The organism is Kitasatospora sp. NBC_01287, assembly GCF_026340565.1.
Lineage (GTDB): Bacteria > Actinomycetota > Actinomycetes > Streptomycetales > Streptomycetaceae > Kitasatospora.
The window spans coordinates 5446944-5462079 of sequence record NZ_JAPEPB010000001.1 but is presented as its reverse complement, the minus strand read 5'-3'; the positions used below and the strand labels follow the sequence as shown (position 1 = coordinate 5462079).

10 protein-coding genes are annotated in these 15136 nt (G+C 70.9%); 4 read left to right on the top strand and 6 right to left on the bottom strand.

The features are described 5' to 3' along the window. Nucleotides 1-53: 53 nt before the first annotated feature. Both OG455_RS23570 and OG455_RS23565 read left to right on the top strand, forming a co-directional pair. A complete protein-coding gene (locus tag OG455_RS23570; protein WP_266296792.1) occupies nt 54-1118 on the top strand; it encodes an ATP-binding protein in 1065 nt (354 codons plus the stop codon). Beyond that, a complete protein-coding gene (locus OG455_RS23565) occupies nt 1115-2875 on the top strand; it encodes a hypothetical protein (protein ID WP_266296790.1) in 1761 nt (586 codons plus the stop codon). Before OG455_RS23570 ends, OG455_RS23565 begins: the two co-directional genes overlap by 4 nt. A gap of 13 nt (nt 2876-2888) precedes the next feature. Here OG455_RS23565 and OG455_RS23560 read toward each other — a convergent pair whose 3' ends face one another. The 4 genes from OG455_RS23560 to OG455_RS23545 form a co-directional block, all read right to left on the bottom strand. Then, nucleotides 2889-3569: a response regulator transcription factor gene (locus OG455_RS23560; RefSeq protein ID WP_266296788.1), complete on the bottom strand. Its 681-nt coding sequence runs from the start codon at nt 3567-3569 to the stop codon at nt 2889-2891. A gap of 28 nt (nt 3570-3597) precedes the next feature. Continuing rightward, nucleotides 3598-4803, bottom strand: coding sequence for a sensor histidine kinase (locus OG455_RS23555; protein WP_266300925.1), 1206 nt, complete (start codon nt 4801-4803; stop codon nt 3598-3600). 85 nt (nt 4804-4888) lie between these two features. After that, nucleotides 4889-5572 carry a DUF4097 family beta strand repeat-containing protein gene (locus tag OG455_RS23550; RefSeq protein ID WP_266296787.1) on the bottom strand — a complete coding sequence of 228 codons (684 nt, stop codon included), beginning with the start codon at nt 5570-5572 and terminating at the stop codon, nt 4889-4891. A gap of 79 nt (nt 5573-5651) precedes the next feature. Continuing rightward, nucleotides 5652-6164 carry a DUF3995 domain-containing protein gene (locus OG455_RS23545; RefSeq protein ID WP_266296785.1) on the bottom strand — a complete coding sequence of 171 codons (513 nt, stop codon included), beginning with the start codon at nt 6162-6164 and terminating at the stop codon, nt 5652-5654. Nucleotides 6165-6337: 173 nt separating this feature from the next. On the opposite strand from OG455_RS23545, the gene OG455_RS23540 reads away from it, so the two are divergent. Both OG455_RS23540 and OG455_RS23535 read left to right on the top strand, forming a co-directional pair. Beyond that, entirely contained in the window at nt 6338-6910 is a 573-nt protein-coding gene (locus OG455_RS23540; protein WP_266296783.1) for an RNA polymerase sigma factor, read from the top strand. After that, complete coding sequence (locus OG455_RS23535; RefSeq protein WP_266296781.1) at nt 6907-7389, top strand: hypothetical protein; 483 nt, start codon at nt 6907-6909, stop codon at nt 7387-7389. The genes OG455_RS23540 and OG455_RS23535 overlap by 4 nt, the downstream gene beginning before the upstream one ends. 78 nt (nt 7390-7467) lie before the next feature. Here the strand turns inward: OG455_RS23535 and OG455_RS23530 are convergent, their stop codons facing one another. Further along, nucleotides 7468-11373: a DNA-directed RNA polymerase subunit beta' gene (locus OG455_RS23530; protein WP_266296780.1), complete on the bottom strand. Its 3906-nt coding sequence runs from the start codon at nt 11371-11373 to the stop codon at nt 7468-7470. A 102-nt stretch (nt 11374-11475) separates the two neighbouring features. Then, entirely contained in the window at nt 11476-14952 is a 3477-nt protein-coding gene (rpoB, locus tag OG455_RS23525) for a DNA-directed RNA polymerase subunit beta (protein WP_266296779.1), read from the bottom strand. Between the last annotated feature and the right edge of the window lie 184 nt (nt 14953-15136).

The following is a 15136-nucleotide window of genomic DNA, read 5'->3' as shown; positions in this document are numbered from 1 at the left end:
GGCCGGTGGCCCGGACACTGGTCGGGTTCTCCCCCCGAAGCAGAGGATTCCCCGTGCAGGGTGCCGTCACCGTCTCACCTTCCCAGGTACCCGAGTTGCTGCTCGGGCTGGCCACCGTGCGGCCGGTCTTCCTGTGGGGCGCGCCGGGGATCGGCAAGTCCTCGCTGGTGCGGGAGTTCGCCGACTCGCTCGGGCTGGAGTGCGTGAGCCTGATCGGCACCCAGCTGGCGCCGGAGGACCTGATCGGGGTCCCGCAGATCACCCCGCAGGGCCGCTCGCGGTTCTGCCCGCCGGAGTCGATCGCCCGCGACGAGCCGTACTGCCTCTTCCTGGACGAGCTGAACGCGGCCACCCCCGATGTGCAGAAGGCCTTCTACTCGCTGATCCTGGACCGCCGGATCGGCTCCTACGAACTGCCGCCGGGCAGCATCGTGATCGGCGCGGGCAACCGGGCCACCGACGGCGCGCTGGCCCGGCCGATGGCCTCGGCGCTGGTCAACCGGCTGGTCCACGTCCATCTGCGGGCCAGCGCCGGCGACTGGCTGAAGTGGGCGCACGGCAGCGGGATCCACCCCTGGGTGGTCGACCACCTGACGGACCGTCCGGACCACCTCTGGTCGGCGCCGCCGAAGTCCGAGGAACCGTTCTCCACCCCGCGCGCCTGGCACATGCTCTCCGACGCGCTGCACTCCTTCGGCACCGCGCTCTCCGAGGAGACGCTGAAGGTGGTGGCCAACGGGCTGCTGACGCCGCAGCACGCGGTGGCGTTCTGCGGCTACGCCAAGATCGTGCGGCACTCCTTCGGCCTGGACGCGATCCTCAAGGGCGACGCCCGCTGGCCGCACCGGCCGGAGGACCGCGACCTGCTCTACTACCTGGCCGACGCCTTCCGCGGCCGGCTGGTCAAGGAGTTGCCGGCCCGCAAGGAGTACGCCTCCGACGCGCTGCGGCAGACCGCCTACCGGGCCAAGTCGCTGCTGGTGCAACTGGCCGAGATCTCGGTGGAGGTGGCCCAGACGGTGATCGCGGACGGCTCGGACGGCAACCCGGTGCTGCCGGGCTGGTTCCTGATCGAGGCGGCCCGCGACATGCCCCGGCTGGTCGAGGCGCGGCGGTGAGACGCCCGCCGCCGCCCGCGGCCAAGGATCCGGCCGCCCTGGCGCTGGCCGAGGGGCTGGCGCTGCTGCGCCGCAACACCGCCTTCGCCGCGCTGGACGTGAGCCTGTGCCGCAACGCCGACTGCCTGCCGCCCGACGCCTGGGCGGTGGTCGACTCCAACGGCGTGCTGCACGTGGACGGCACGCGGCGCGCCGAGCCGGCCGAGTGGGCCTGGGTGCTCGCGCACTGCCTGCTGCACCTGGGCTTCGGGCACCTGGACGGCCCGCGCGAGGAGCCCGACGCCTGCCTGCGCGCGGCCCGCTGCCACGTGGTCAACCGGTTCCTGGCCACCTTCGGCACCGGCCGCAGCCCCTTCGAGCTGCCCACCGCGTACGCCGGCGGCGACGAGCAGGAGCTGGCCGCCCGCTGGCGCCGGGACGGGCTGCCCGAGGTGCTGGGGACCGCCGGGACGGCATCGGACCTGCGGCGGTCCGGCAAGTACCAGAAGACCCCCGAGGACTGGACGGTGGCCTTCGCCGCCGCGCTGACCCGCACCGTGTCGGCCGCGATGGACCTGGCCGGCGGCCGGCGCGAGGAGCTGACCGGGGCGCGGCTGCCGGAGCGGCCGTGGACCCGCGCGCTCAACTGGTTCATCTCCTCCTACCCGCTGCTCGGCGGGATCGCGGCCGGCCTCACCCTGGTCGCCGACGCCGAGCTGGCCCGGGCCCAGGGCATCGCGATCGCCGCCGTCAACGCCGAGGCCGGCGAGATCTACCTGAACCCGCTGCGCCACTACAGCGACGAGGAGTGGCGCTTCATCCTGGGCCACGAGATGCTGCACGCCGCGCTGCGGCACGGCGAGCGGCGCGGAGCCCGCGACCCGTACCTGTTCAATGTCGCGGCCGACTACGTGATCAACGGCTGGCTGCTTGAGATGGGCGTCGGCGAGATGCCCGAAGGGCTGCTGCACGACCCGGAGTTGAAGGGACTGTCGGCCGAGGAGGTGTACGACCGGATCGCCCGCGACCAGCGCCGGATCCGGCGGCTGGCCACCCTGGCCGGCAAGGGGCGCCCGGACCTGCTGGGCGAGCCGCTCGGCCCGCCGCGCGACTACGTCGACCTGGACGACTTCTACCGCCGCGGCCTGCAGCAGGGCTTCGAACTGCACCGGCGCGAGCGCGGCCTGCTGCCGGCCGGGCTGGAGGAGGAGATCCGGGCGCTGGCCCACCCGCCGCTGCCCTGGGACGCCCGCCTGGCCCGCTGGTTCGACGAGTTCGTCCCCTCTCCGCAGCCGGTGCGCAGCTACGCGCGCCCCTCCCGGCGGCAGGCCTCCTCCCCCGGCATCCCGCGCGCCGGGCGGTACTTCCCGCCCGAGGAGGTGGCCCGCTGCACCTTCGGCGTGGTGCTGGACACCTCGGGCTCGATGGACCGCCGCCTGCTCGGCAAGGCACTGGGCGCGATCGCCTCCTACGCGGCCGCCCGGGACGTACCGGCGGCGCGCGTGGTGTACTGCGACGCGGCGGCCTACGACGCCGGCTACCTGCCGCCGGAGCTGATCGCCGGGCGGACGCGGGTGCGCGGCCGGGGCGGCACGGTGCTGCAGCCCGGGGTGGACCTGCTGGAGCGCGCCGAGGACTTCCCGCCCGGCGCGCCGGTCCTGCTGATCACCGACGGCGAGTGCGACGTGCTGCGGGTGCGCCGCGAGCACGCGTACCTGCTCCCGCCGGGCGGCTCGCTGCCGTTCACCGCGCGCGGGCCGGTGTTCCAGGTGAGCTGACCCGCGTGGCGCCTCAGACCTCCCCCGCCACCACCGCGCCCGCCTCGTAGGCGAAGACCACCGCGTGCACCCGGTCGCGCAGTTGGAGCTTGCTCAGCACGTTGCTGACGTGGGTCTTGACGGTGTGTTCGCTGACCACCAGCTCGGCGGCGATCTCGGCGTTGGAGCAGCCGCGGGCGATCAGCCGCAGCGTCTCCTGCTCGCGCACCGTCAGCTGCTCCAGCAGTTTGGACGGCGCGCGCAACGCGGCTCCCGGGCCGGTCGGCCGGCGCGCGGAGAACTCGCTGATCAGGCGCTTGGTGACGGAGGGCGCGAGCAGCGCCTCGCCGGAGGCCACCAGCCGCACGCCGTGCGCGAGGTCGTCGCGGCGCACGTCCTTGAGCAGGAAGCCGCTGGCGCCCGCGTAGAGCGCGTCGTAGACGTAGTCGTCGATGTCGAAGGTGGTCAGCATGATCACCTTGGTGTCGGGGTGCTCGGCGCAGACCCGGCGGGCCGCTTCGAGGCCGTCCATCACCGGCATCCGGACGTCCAGCAGCAGGACGTCAGGCCGGTGCTCGGCCACCGCGGCGAGGGCCTCGGCGCCGTCGCAGGCCTCGGCCACCACCTCGATGTCCGGTTGGGCGTCCAGGATCATGCCGAACCCGGCCCGCACCAGCTCCTGGTCATCGGCCACCACCACGCGTATCGCGGACATCCCGCTCCCCTCGCTCACCAACCGTTGTTCACAGCGACCCGGCACCGATCGGCAGCCGGGCCGTCACCACGAAGCCGCGACCGTCCGGGCCGGGCCCGGCCGAGGCCTTGCCGCCGCAGGCAGCGGCCCGCTCGCGGATGCCCACCAGGCCCCGCCCGCCGGAGCGGCCCGAGACCCGCTCGCCCGGCTCGGCCAGGCCGCGCCCGTTGTCGCTGACCGCCAGCTCCAGCACCTGGCCCAGCTCGGCCACCCGCACCTCGCTCACCCGCACCTGGGCCGCGTCCGCGCCGGAGTGCTTGACGATGTTGGTCAGCGCCTCCTGGACGATCCGGTAGGCCGCGGTCTCCACGTCGGCCGGCAGCACCGCGGCCGGCTCGGGCAGCCTCAGCTCGACCGCGACGCCCGCCTCGCGCACCCGGGCGGCCACCGCCGACAGCTCCAGCAGCTTGGGCTGCGGGGCCAGCACCGGCGTGGCACCGTCCTCCTTCAGCACGCCCAGCACCCGGCGCAGCTGCACCATGGCGTCGCGCCCGGAGTCGGCGATGGCGTCGAAGGCCTTGATCGCCCGGTCCGGGTCGCTGCGCACCACCACCGGGCCCGCCTCGGCCTGGATCACCATGAGCGAGACGGCGTGCGCCAGGATGTCGTGCATCTCGCGGGCGATCCGGCCGCGCTCCTCGGCCACCGCGCGGGCCGCGTCGCTGGCCGCGCGCAGCCCGGTCTCCCTGGCCCGCTCGGCCTCCACGTGGGCCAGCCGCCGCAGCTCGCGCACCGCGGTGCCCAGCGCGAAGGAGCCGATCGTGGTGATCTCGCTGAAGATCATCCCGTTCAGTGAGCGGGTGCCCAGGAAGGCGGAGGCCACCAGGACCACCAGCATCAGCCAGCGCTGCCAGTTCCGGCCCAGGTCGGCCACGGTGTAGACGGCCACGATCCCGTAGACCGCGATCTGCGGCTGCGCGGAGTGGGCGAACAGGCCGAGCCAGGCCGAGAAGACGGCCGAGACCACCAGGGCCGTGAACGGCGCCCTGCGGCGCCAGGGGATCGGGGCGCAGCAGGCGGCGGCCACCAGGTAGGTCCAGAGCGGCCAGCTCCGGTCGTCGTTGTAGACCGCCCAGAGCGAGACCGCGGCCGCGCCCAGGGCGATCAGCGTGTCCGTCACGTACGGGTTGATCCCGGCGAGCCGCCCGCGCGCCCACCGCCCCCGTTCGGCCAGCCACGCCTGAGCGCGCGTCATCGTCTCCACGTCCGCCCCTCCCCCGTTCGCGGGGAGCCTATCGCCCGAGGCCAGCAGGTCATAGGCGGGCCGAGGGCGGTTGAGCTCAGGCATGCGTGACGGTGACGTCGCCGGTGCTCGACCGCGCGTCGATCGCGTGCCCCGAGGCGGCGTCCTGCGGGACCGTCACCTTGACGCTGCCGGTGTCGGCCTCGGCCGTCACCGCGTAACCGCCGTTCGGCAGCACCACCTTGACATTGCCGGTGGCGGTCGTCGCCGTCAGCGAGCCGGGCGCGGTGGTGAAGGTCGCCGAGACGTCACCGGTGTCCGAGGTCAGCGTGGCGGTGCCGGAGGTCAGCCCGAGCGCCTCGACCTGGCCGGTGCCGGTGGCGGCCCGCACCTCGGCGCTCAGCCCGGACAGGTGCACGTCTCCGGTGCCGGCGCTGATCCGCACCGCGGTGCCGGCCGGCACGTCGACCTGGTAGTCGATGCCGCAGTCGTCGGGGCAGGAGTAGGTCAGGGTCAGGGTTCCGTCGGCCACCGTGTGGGTGCTGACGGGCTGCTGGTGCTGGTAGTCCTGGTGCTCCGACACCCGCACCGCGCTGCCCGCCCCGACCACCCGGATGTTCCCCGTCCGGCCCTGGATCACCAGGGTGCGGACCGGCTGGTCGATCGCGTAGCCGACGTCCTTGTGCTGCTGCGCGCCGCTCCAGAAGCAGCCGGCCATCCCGACGGCGACGAAGCCGGTGATCGCGGTGTAGCCGAGCACCCGGGCCAGGCGGTTGCGCATCTGGGGTCCCCCTCGTTCGCTGGCCCGGACCGTCCCGAACCGACACCCCAAGACTGCCCGGCCGCCCCCTGGTCGCGGATCACTCCGGCGAGCGGTTCACCCGCCTCCCCCGCAGGAGGGAGCCGAGCCCGGCCAGGCCCCCCGGCACGGCCGCCACCCGCCAGGCACCGGCCGCCAGCACCCAGCAGAGCGGGGTGTAGAGCAGCAGGTTCAGCCAGTAGAAGGTGTCGCCCGGGTCGGCACCCAGCCCCGTGACCCAGACGAGCCCGGCCGCTCCGCGCAGCAGCAGCCCACCGGTCACCGCCAGGCTGCCCCAGTACGGCAGCCGGGCCGGCAGCAGCCTGGCCGGCCCCGGCAGCAGCCCGCCGCGGACCAGCACCAGCACGGCGGCCCCGCCGAGCATCCCGACCAGCGGGAGCAGCACCGGCGGGGTGAAGGGCAGCTGGGTGTTCAGCACCAGCTGGGAGAGCCGGGCCCGGTCGCGCACCGGCCAGGTCCGCCCGGTCGCCCAGTAGAGGTGGACGGCGCCGTCCACCAGCAGGACGGCGGCCACCGCCTCGGCCCAGCGGCGGGTGTCTCTTCCTTGCGGCATCCGGTCACCTCACGGGTAGTCAGGACTGTTGGCTGCCCTGAGGAGTGCGCCGACGGCCGCGGCGTTCCTGTGACCAGGGCCACAGCGCCGCGGCCCGAACCGCTGGGAACCTTTGCCCGTCTTGCTCCCTCTCCCTGAAGCCCCCGAGTCGTCGACACGACGGAGACAGCGCCATGCAGGAGCCACCGCGCGGCCCGGACCCCGCCGGCCCGGGTCTCGCCGGTCCCGACCCCGCCGGTCCCGACCCCGCCGGTCCCGACCTCGCCGCCCTGGTCCGGGCCGCCCAGGGCGGCGACCAGCTGGCGGTCGCCCGGCTGCTCGACCTGATCACCCCGTACGTGCGCCGGCTCTGCGGCCCGATCGCGCTGGCCGACGGCGCCGACGCGACCCAGGAGGCGCTCCTCGCGGTCTTCCGCAAGCTGCGCCAACTCGACGAGCCGGCCGCGCTCTTCGGCTGGGTCCGGGTGATCGCGGTGCGCGAGGCGGTGCGGCACGCCGCCCGCGCCGCCCGGGCGCGGCCCGCGGAGCTGACCGAGCTGCCGGCCCCGGGCGATCCGCAGCTCGGCGCGGACATCCGCGACGTGCTCTCCCGGCTCTCCCCCGAGCACCGCGCCGTACTGCTCCTGCGCGACCTGGAGGGCCTGGACGAACGGCAGACCGCGGCGCTGCTCGCGGTGGCCCCCGGCACGGTGAAGTCCCGGCTCTCCCGGGCCCGACTCAGCTTCCGAAAGGCGTGGCAGCAATGACCGAGCAGCCCCACCCCGGCTCCTGGCCGGTGGCCGACTTCGACCCGGTCCGCCGCCTGCGGGTGATCGCCGCGACCGCGCCGGGCGCCCGGGTCCGCGAGACCGTGATCGCCGCGCCGTTCGAGCGGGTCTGGGCCGCGGCCCAGGACCTGGAGCGCACCATGCCGCTCTGGATCCCGGACGTGCGCACCGTGCGGCTGGCCGCCGCCCGCACCCCCGAGGGCTACCGCACGGCCCGGGTCCACGGCCACACCCGGCTGCGCGCCACCTTCACCATCGACCTCGCCCCCGGCTGGTGCCTGATGCGCAGCCGCCTGCTGCTCGGCGGCATGGCCGCCCGCCCCGAGCCGGACGGCACCACCCGCTTCGCCTTCCTCGGCGGCTTCCGCTTCCCCGGCGCCCGCTACCTGACCCCGCTGCTGCGCCCGGTCACCGGCGACCCGCTGACCCGCTTCACCGCGCTGCTGGACTCCGACTAGTTCCGCGCACTGGAAACGCCGCTGGGCGGCCAACCCGAGAGGGTCGGCCGCCCAGCGGCGTTCGGAGCGTTCGACCACTCAGCCGGTGTACGGCCCGTAGTCGTAGTCGTCCAGCGGGACCGCCTGGCCGGAGCCGGCGCCGAAGGGCGACAGGTCGTAGTCGTCGTAGCCGACGGCCGAGTACATCGCGGCCTTGGCCTCCTCGGTCGGCTCGACCCGGATGTTGCGGTAGCGGGGCAGACCCGTACCGGCCGGGATGAGCTTACCGAGGATGACGTTCTCCTTGAGGCCCAGCAGCGGGTCCGACTTGGCGTGGATCGCCGCGTCGGTGAGCACCCGGGTCGTCTCCTGGAAGGAGGCGGCCGACAGCCAGGACTCGGTGGCCAGCGAGGCCTTGGTGATACCCATCAGCTGCGGACGGCCGGAGGCGGGGTGGCCGCCCTCGGAGACCACGCGACGGTTCTCGGTCTCGAACCGGCCGCGCTCGACCAGCTCGCCCGGCAGCAGCTCGGCGTCGCCCGACTCGATGATCGTCACGCGGCGGAGCATCTGCCGGATGATGATCTCGATGTGCTTGTCGTGGATCGACACACCCTGCGAGTTGTAGACCTTCTGGACCTCGGCGACCAGGTGGATCTGGACGGCACGCTGGCCCATGATCCGCAGCACGTCGTGCGGGTTGGTGGCACCCATGGTCAGCTTCTGGCCGACCTCGACCGCCTCGCCCTCGCTCACCAGGAGCTTGACACGCTTGGAGACCGGGTAGGCGATCTCGTCGGTGCCGTCGTCCGGGGTCACCACGACCTTGCGGGTCTTCTCGGTGTCCTCGATGCGGACCCGGCCCTGCGCCTCCGAGATCGGGGCCACACCCTTGGGGGTACGGGCCTCGAAGAGCTCGACGACACGGGGCAGACCCTGCGTGATGTCGTCACCGGCCACACCACCGGTGTGGAAGGTACGCATGGTCAGCTGGGTACCGGGCTCACCGATGGACTGGGCGGCGATGATGCCGACCGCCTCACCGATGTCGACCAGCTTGCCGGTGGCCAGCGAACGGCCGTAGCAGAAGGCACAGGTGCCAACGGCCGACTCACAGGTCAGGATCGAGCGGGTCTTGACCTCACCGATGCCGTGCCGGATCAGCTCGTCGATCAGCACGTCACCGAGGTCGGTGTTGGCGGTCGCGACGAGCTTGCCGTCGACGGTGATGTCCTCGGCCAGCATCCGGGCGTAGACGCTGGTCTCGACGTCGTCCGTCTTGCGCAGCACGCCGTCCTCGCCGACGGTGCCGATCGCCAGCTTGAGGCCGCGCTCGGTGCCGCAGTCCTCCTCGCGGATGATCACGTCCTGCGAGACGTCCACCAGACGACGGGTCAGGTAACCCGAGTCGGCGGTGCGCAGCGCGGTGTCGGCCAGACCCTTACGGGCACCGTGGGTGGAGATGAAGTACTCCAGCACGGACAGGCCCTCACGGAACGAGGCCTTGATCGGACGCGGGATGGTCTCGTTCTTCGCGTTCGACACCAGACCACGCATACCGGCGATCTGACGCATCTGCATCATGTTTCCGCGAGCACCCGAGTCGACCATCATGAAGATGGGGTTGGTCTTCGGGAAGTTCGCGTTCATGGCCTCGGCAACCTCGTTGGTCGCCTTGGTCCAGATGTTGACCATTTCCTGCTTGCGCTCGTCGTTGGTCATCAGACCGCGCTCGTAGTTCTTCTGGACCTTCTCGGCCTGCGCCTCGTAGCCCTCGAGAATCTGCGGCTTGCTCGGCGGCACGACGACGTCCGAGATCGAGACGGTGACGCCCGAGCGGGTCGACCAGTGGAAGCCGGCCGCCTTCAGGTTGTCCAGCGTCGCCGCGACGATGACCTTGGGGTAGCGCTCCGCCAGGTCGTTGACGATCGCGGAGAGCTGCTTCTTGCCCACCTCGTAGTCGACGAACGGGTAGTCCTCGGGCAGCAGCTCGTTGAAGAGCGCGCGGCCCAGGGTGGTGGTCAGGCGGAACGGCTCGCCCTCGGTCCAGGACGGCTGGCTGTCGGCCCACTCCGGGTCCACCGCCGGCGGGGTCCAGCCGCGGGGCGGCACGGTCCCGATCGGCAGGCGCAGCTCGATCGGGGCCTGGACGTCCAGCTCGCGGGCGTCGAAGGCCATGATCGCCTCGGCGGTCGAGGAGAAGGAGCGGCCACCGCCCTTCACCTCCTCGCGGTCCGAGGTGAGGAAGAAGAGGCCGAGCACCATGTCCTGGGTCGGCATGGTGACGGGGCGACCGTCGGCCGGCTTCAGGATGTTGTTCGAGGACAGCATCAGGATGCGGGCCTCGGCCTGCGCCTCCGCGGAGAGCGGCAGGTGGACGGCCATCTGGTCACCGTCGAAGTCCGCGTTGAACGCGGTGCAGACGAGCGGGTGGATCTGGATGGCCTTGCCCTCGACCAGCTGGGGCTCGAAGGCCTGGATGCCGAGGCGGTGCAGGGTGGGCGCACGGTTCAGCAGCACCGGGTGCTCGGCGATGACCTCTTCGAGGACGTCCCACACCACCGGGCGCGCGCGCTCGACCATGCGCTTGGCCGACTTGATGTTCTGCGCGTGGTTCAGGTCCACCAGGCGCTTCATCACGAACGGCTTGAAGAGCTCCAGCGCCATGGCCTTGGGCAGACCGCACTGGTGCAGCTTGAGCTGCGGGCCGACGACGATGACCGAACGGGCCGAGTAGTCGACGCGCTTGCCGAGCAGGTTCTGACGGAAACGACCCTGCTTGCCCTTGAGCATGTCGGACAGCGACTTCAGCGGACGGTTGCCGGGGCCCGTGACCGGGCGGCCGCGACGGCCGTTGTCGAAGAGGGCGTCGACCGCCTCCTGGAGCATCCGCTTCTCGTTGTTCACGATGATCTCGGGAGCCCCGAGGTCGAGCAGGCGCTTCAGGCGGTTGTTGCGGTTGATCACGCGGCGGTACAGGTCGTTCAGGTCGGAGGTCGCGAAGCGGCCACCGTCCAGCTGCACCATCGGACGCAGGTCCGGCGGGATCACCGGGACGCAGTCCAGCACCATGCCGTTGGGCTTGTTGGTGGTCTGCAGGAAGGCGGAGACGACCTTGAGGCGCTTGAGCGCCCGGGTCTTCTTCTGGCCCTTGCCGGTGCGGATGATCTCGCGCAGGCGCTCGGACTCCTCCGCCAGGTCGAAGGTCTCCAGGCGGTCCTTGAGGGCCGCCGCGCCCATCGAGCCGGAGAAGTAGGTGCCGAAGCGGTCGCGCAGCTCGCGGTAGAGCAGCTCGTCGCCCTCGAGGTCCTGGACCTTGAGGTTCTTGAAGCGGGCCCACACCTCGTCGAGGCGGTCGATCTCGCGCTGCGCGCGGTCGCGCAGCTGCTTCATCTCGCGCTCGGCACCCTCGCGCACCTTGCGGCGCACGTCGGCCTTGGCGCCCTCGGCCTCCAGCTCGGCCAGGTCGGTCTCGGCCTTCTTGGCCCGCGCCTCGAGGTCCGCGTCGCGGCGGTTCTCGATCTGCTGGCGCTCGACGGAGACGTGCGCCTCCAGGGACGGCAGGTCGCGCTGGCGACGCTCGTCGTCCACCCAGGTGATCATGTAGGCGGCGAAGTAGATGACCTTCTCAAGGTCCTTCGGCGCCAGGTCGAGCAGGTAACCGAGGCGGGACGGCACACCCTTGAAGTACCAGATGTGGGTGACCGGGGCAGCCAGCTCGATGTGGCCCATCCGCTCGCGGCGCACCTTGGCACGGGTGACCTCGACGCCGCAGCGCTCGCAGATGATGCCCTTGAAGCGGACACGCTTGTACTTACCGCAGTAGCACTCCCAGTCCCGGGTGGGACCGAAGATCTTCTCGCAGAAAAGGCCGTCCTTTTCCGGCTTCAGCGTGCGGTAGTTGATGGTCTCCGGCTTCTTGACCTCGCCGTGCGACCACTGGCGGATGTCGTCGGCGGTCGCGAGGCCGATGCGGAGCTCGTCGAAGAAGTTGACGTCAAGCACTGGTCGTCAAGCCCTCTTTCGTAAGTCGAAAGTCGTTCATCTGGTCTGAGGGGGGCCTGGGGGCGGGCCGGCCGCTGAACTCAGCGGCCGGCCCGGCCTCCGTCAGACCTCTTCGACGCTGCTCGGCTCGCGCCGGGACAGGTCAATACCGAGCTCCTCGGCTGCGCGGAAGACATCCTCGTCGGAGTCCCGCAGCTCGATGTTGGAGCCGTCCGAGGACAGCACCTCCACGTTGAGGCAGAGCGACTGCATTTCCTTGATGAGAACCTTGAAGGACTCGGGAATGCCGGGCTCGGGGATGTTCTCGCCCTTGACGATCGCCTCGTAGACCTTCACGCGGCCCAGGACGTCGTCGGACTTGATGGTGAGGAGCTCCTGGAGGGCGTACGCCGCTCCATAAGCTTCAAGGGCCCACACCTCCATCTCACCGAATCGCTGGCCACCGAACTGCGCCTTACCACCGAGCGGCTGCTGGGTGATCATCGAGTACGGGCCGGTCGAACGCGCGTGCAGCTTGTCGTCGACCAGGTGGTGCAGCTTGAGGATGTACATGTAGCCGACCGAGACCGGCTGCGGGAACGGCTCGCCGGAGCGGCCGTCGAAGAGCCGCGCCTTACCGGTGGAGTTCACCAGGCGCTCACCGTCACGGGTGAGGGTGGTGTGGTCCAGCAGACCGGTGATCTCGTCCTCGCGGGCGCCGTCGAAGACCGGGGTGGCCAGGTTGGTGCCGCCCTCGACCTTGTCCGCGCCGATCGCCTGCAGGCGGCGGGCCCACTCCTCGCTCAGACCGGAGACGTCCCAACCCTGCTTGGCGAGCCAGCCGAGGTGGATCTCCAGGACCTGCCCCGGGTTCATTCGGGACGGGACACCCAGCGGGTTGAGGATGATGTCGACCGGGGTGCCGTCCTCCAGGAACGGCATGTCCTCGACCGGCAGGATCTTGGAGATGACACCCTTGTTGCCGTGACGGCCGGCCAGCTTGTCACCGTTGGTGATCTTGCGCTTCTGGGCCACGTAGACGCGGACCAGCTGGTTGACGCCCGGGGGCAGCTCGTCGCCCTCTTCGCGGTCGAAGACGCGCACGCCGATGACCTTGCCGGACTCACCGTGCGGCACCTTCAGCGAGGTGTCGCGGACCTCGCGGGCCTTCTCACCGAAGATCGCGCGGAGCAGGCGCTCCTCCGGGGTCAGCTCGGTCTCACCCTTGGGCGTGACCTTGCCGACCAGGATGTCGCCGGTGACGACGTCCGCGCCGATCCGGATGATGCCGCGCTCGTCGAGGTCGGCGAGGACCTCCTCGGAGACGTTCGGGATGTCCCGGGTGATCTCCTCGGGGCCCAGCTTGGTGTCACGGGCGTCGACCTCGTGCTCCTCGATGTGGATCGAGGAGAGGACGTCGTCCTGCACGAGGCGCTGCGACAGGATGATCGCGTCCTCGTAGTTGTGACCCTCCCAGGACATGAAGGCGACGAGCAGGTTCTTGCCCAGCGCCATCTCGCCCTCGTCGGTGCAGGGGCCGTCGGCCAGCACCTGGCCGGCCTCGACCCGGGCACCCTCCTCCGCGAGCACCTTCTGGTTGAAGGCGGTGCCCTGGTTGGAGCGGGTGAACTTGGCGGCACGGTACGTGTTGTACGTGCCGTCGTCGTTGGCCACGGTGACGTAGTCGGCCGAGACCTCCTGGACGACACCGGCCTTCTCGGCGGTGATGACGTCGGCGGCGTCGACGGCGCAGCGGTACTCCATGCCGGTACCGACCACCGGCGCCTCGCTGCGCAGCAGCGGGACGGCCTGGCGCATCATGTTCGAGCCCATGAGTGCGCGGTTGGCGTCGTCGTGCTCGAGGAAGGGGATCATGGCGGTCGCGACCGACACCATCTGGCGCGGCGAGACGTCCATGTAGTCGATCTCGGTGCCGGGGATGTAGTCGATCTCCCCGCCACGGCGACGGACCAGGACGCGCGGCTCGGCGAAGTGGAGGTCCTCGGTCAGCGGGGCGTTGGCCTGCGCGATGACGAAGCGGTCCTCCTCGTCAGCGGTCAGGTAGTCCACCTGCTCGGTGACGATGCCCTCGACGACCTTGCGGTACGGGGTCTCGATGAAGCCGAAGGCGTTCACCCGGCCGTACGAGGCCAGCGACCCGATCAGACCGATGTTCGGGCCTTCGGGGGTCTCGATCGGACACATGCGCCCGTAGTGCGAGGGGTGCACGTCACGGACCTCGAAGCCGGCCCGCTCGCGGGACAGACCACCGGGGCCCAGCGCGGACAGACGGCGCTTGTGGGTCAGGCCCGACAGCGGGTTCGTCTGGTCCATGAACTGCGACAGCTGGCTGGTGCCGAAGAACTCCTTGATGGAGGCGACGACCGGCCGGATGTTGATCAGGGTCTGCGGCGTGATCGCCTCGACGTCCTGGGTGGTCATGCGCTCGCGCACGACGCGCTCCATCCGGGCCAGGCCGGTACGGACCTGGTTCTGGATGAGCTCGCCGACGTTGCGCAGGCGGCGGTTGCCGAAGTGGTCGATGTCGTCGACCTCGACCACGATGTCGCGGCCGGCGTCGTCACGCCACTCGGTCTCGCCCGCGTGCAGCTTCACCAGGTACTTGATCGCACCGATGATGTCGGGCTCGGTGAGCACGCCGGAGTCCAGCGACTCGGCGTTGCCCAGCTTGCGGTTGACCTTGTAGCGGCCGACCTTCGCGAGGTCGTAGCGCTTGGGGTTGAAGTAGAGGTTCTCGAGCAGGGTCTGCGCGGCCTCACGGGTCGGCGGCTCGCCGGGACGCAGCTTGCGGTAGATGTCCAGCAGCGCGTCGTCCTGGCCCTGGGTGTGGTCCTTCTCCAGGGTGGCGCGCATCGACTCGTACTCGCCGAACTCCTCGAGAATCATCTCGTTGGTCCAGCCGAGGGCCTTGAGCAGCACGGTGACCGACTGCTTGCGCTTGCGGTCGATGCGGACACCGACCATGTCGCGCTTGTCGATCTCCATCTCCAGCCAGGCACCACGCGAGGGGATGACCTTGCAGGAGTAGATGTCCTTGTCGGACACCTTGTCCAGGGTGGAGTCGAAGTAGACACCCGGGGAGCGGACCAGCTGCGAGACCACGACACGCTCGGTGCCGTTGATCACGAACGTGCCCTTGTGGGTCATGAGCGGGAAGTCGCCCATGAAGACCGTCTGAGACTTGATCTCACCAGTCTCGTTGTTGGTGAACTCGGCGGTGACGAAGAGCGGGGCCGCGAAGGTGAAGTCGCGGTCCTTGCACTCGTCAATGGAGTTCTTCGGCGGCTCGAAACGGTGGTCGCGGAAGGTCAGCGACATCGACCCGCTGAAGTCCTCGATCGGGGAGATCTCTTCGAAGATCTCCTCCAGACCGGACTTCGTGGGGACGTCCTGACCACTCTCCAGGGCCGCCTCGACCCGGGACTTCCAGGCCGCGTTTCCGAGCAGCCAGTCAAAGCTCTCGGTCTGCAGGGCCAGGAGGTTCGGGACCTCGAGGGGCTCCTTGATCTTCGCGAACGAGACGCGGAGCGGGGCGGTGGATGCGGCGGAATTGTTCGAGGCGTTGCGCGGCGCGGCCAAGAGGGGGGTCCTTCCGAGGGCTCGGAGCTCACTACGCGCGTACCGGCCGGGCCTTGCCGAGGGGGGAAACCCCAGGTCAGGGCAGCGCAGACTCCGGGCGACGAGTCACGGAGCAGCTAACAGGCAGCGCAAAGGGACAGTGTAGCCAATGGCGACACTGCTGTCCAGCCCTGATTCGGAGACC

Excerpts from the sequence above, each read along its gene's own strand:
- OG455_RS23560 (WP_266296788.1), bottom strand. The coding sequence starts at position 3,569 with ATGTCCGCGATACGCGTGGTGGTGGCCGATGACCAGGAGCTGGTGCGG.
- OG455_RS23555 (WP_266300925.1), bottom strand. The coding sequence starts at position 4,803 with ATGACGCGCGCTCAGGCGTGGCTGGCCGAACGGGGGCGGTGGGCGCGC.
- OG455_RS23550 (WP_266296787.1), bottom strand. The coding sequence starts at position 5,572 with ATGCGCAACCGCCTGGCCCGGGTGCTCGGCTACACCGCGATCACCGGC.
- OG455_RS23545 (WP_266296785.1), bottom strand. The coding sequence starts at position 6,164 with ATGCCGCAAGGAAGAGACACCCGCCGCTGGGCCGAGGCGGTGGCCGCC.
- OG455_RS23540 (WP_266296783.1), top strand. The coding sequence starts at position 6,338 with ATGCAGGAGCCACCGCGCGGCCCGGACCCCGCCGGCCCGGGTCTCGCC.
- OG455_RS23535 (WP_266296781.1), top strand. The coding sequence starts at position 6,907 with ATGACCGAGCAGCCCCACCCCGGCTCCTGGCCGGTGGCCGACTTCGAC.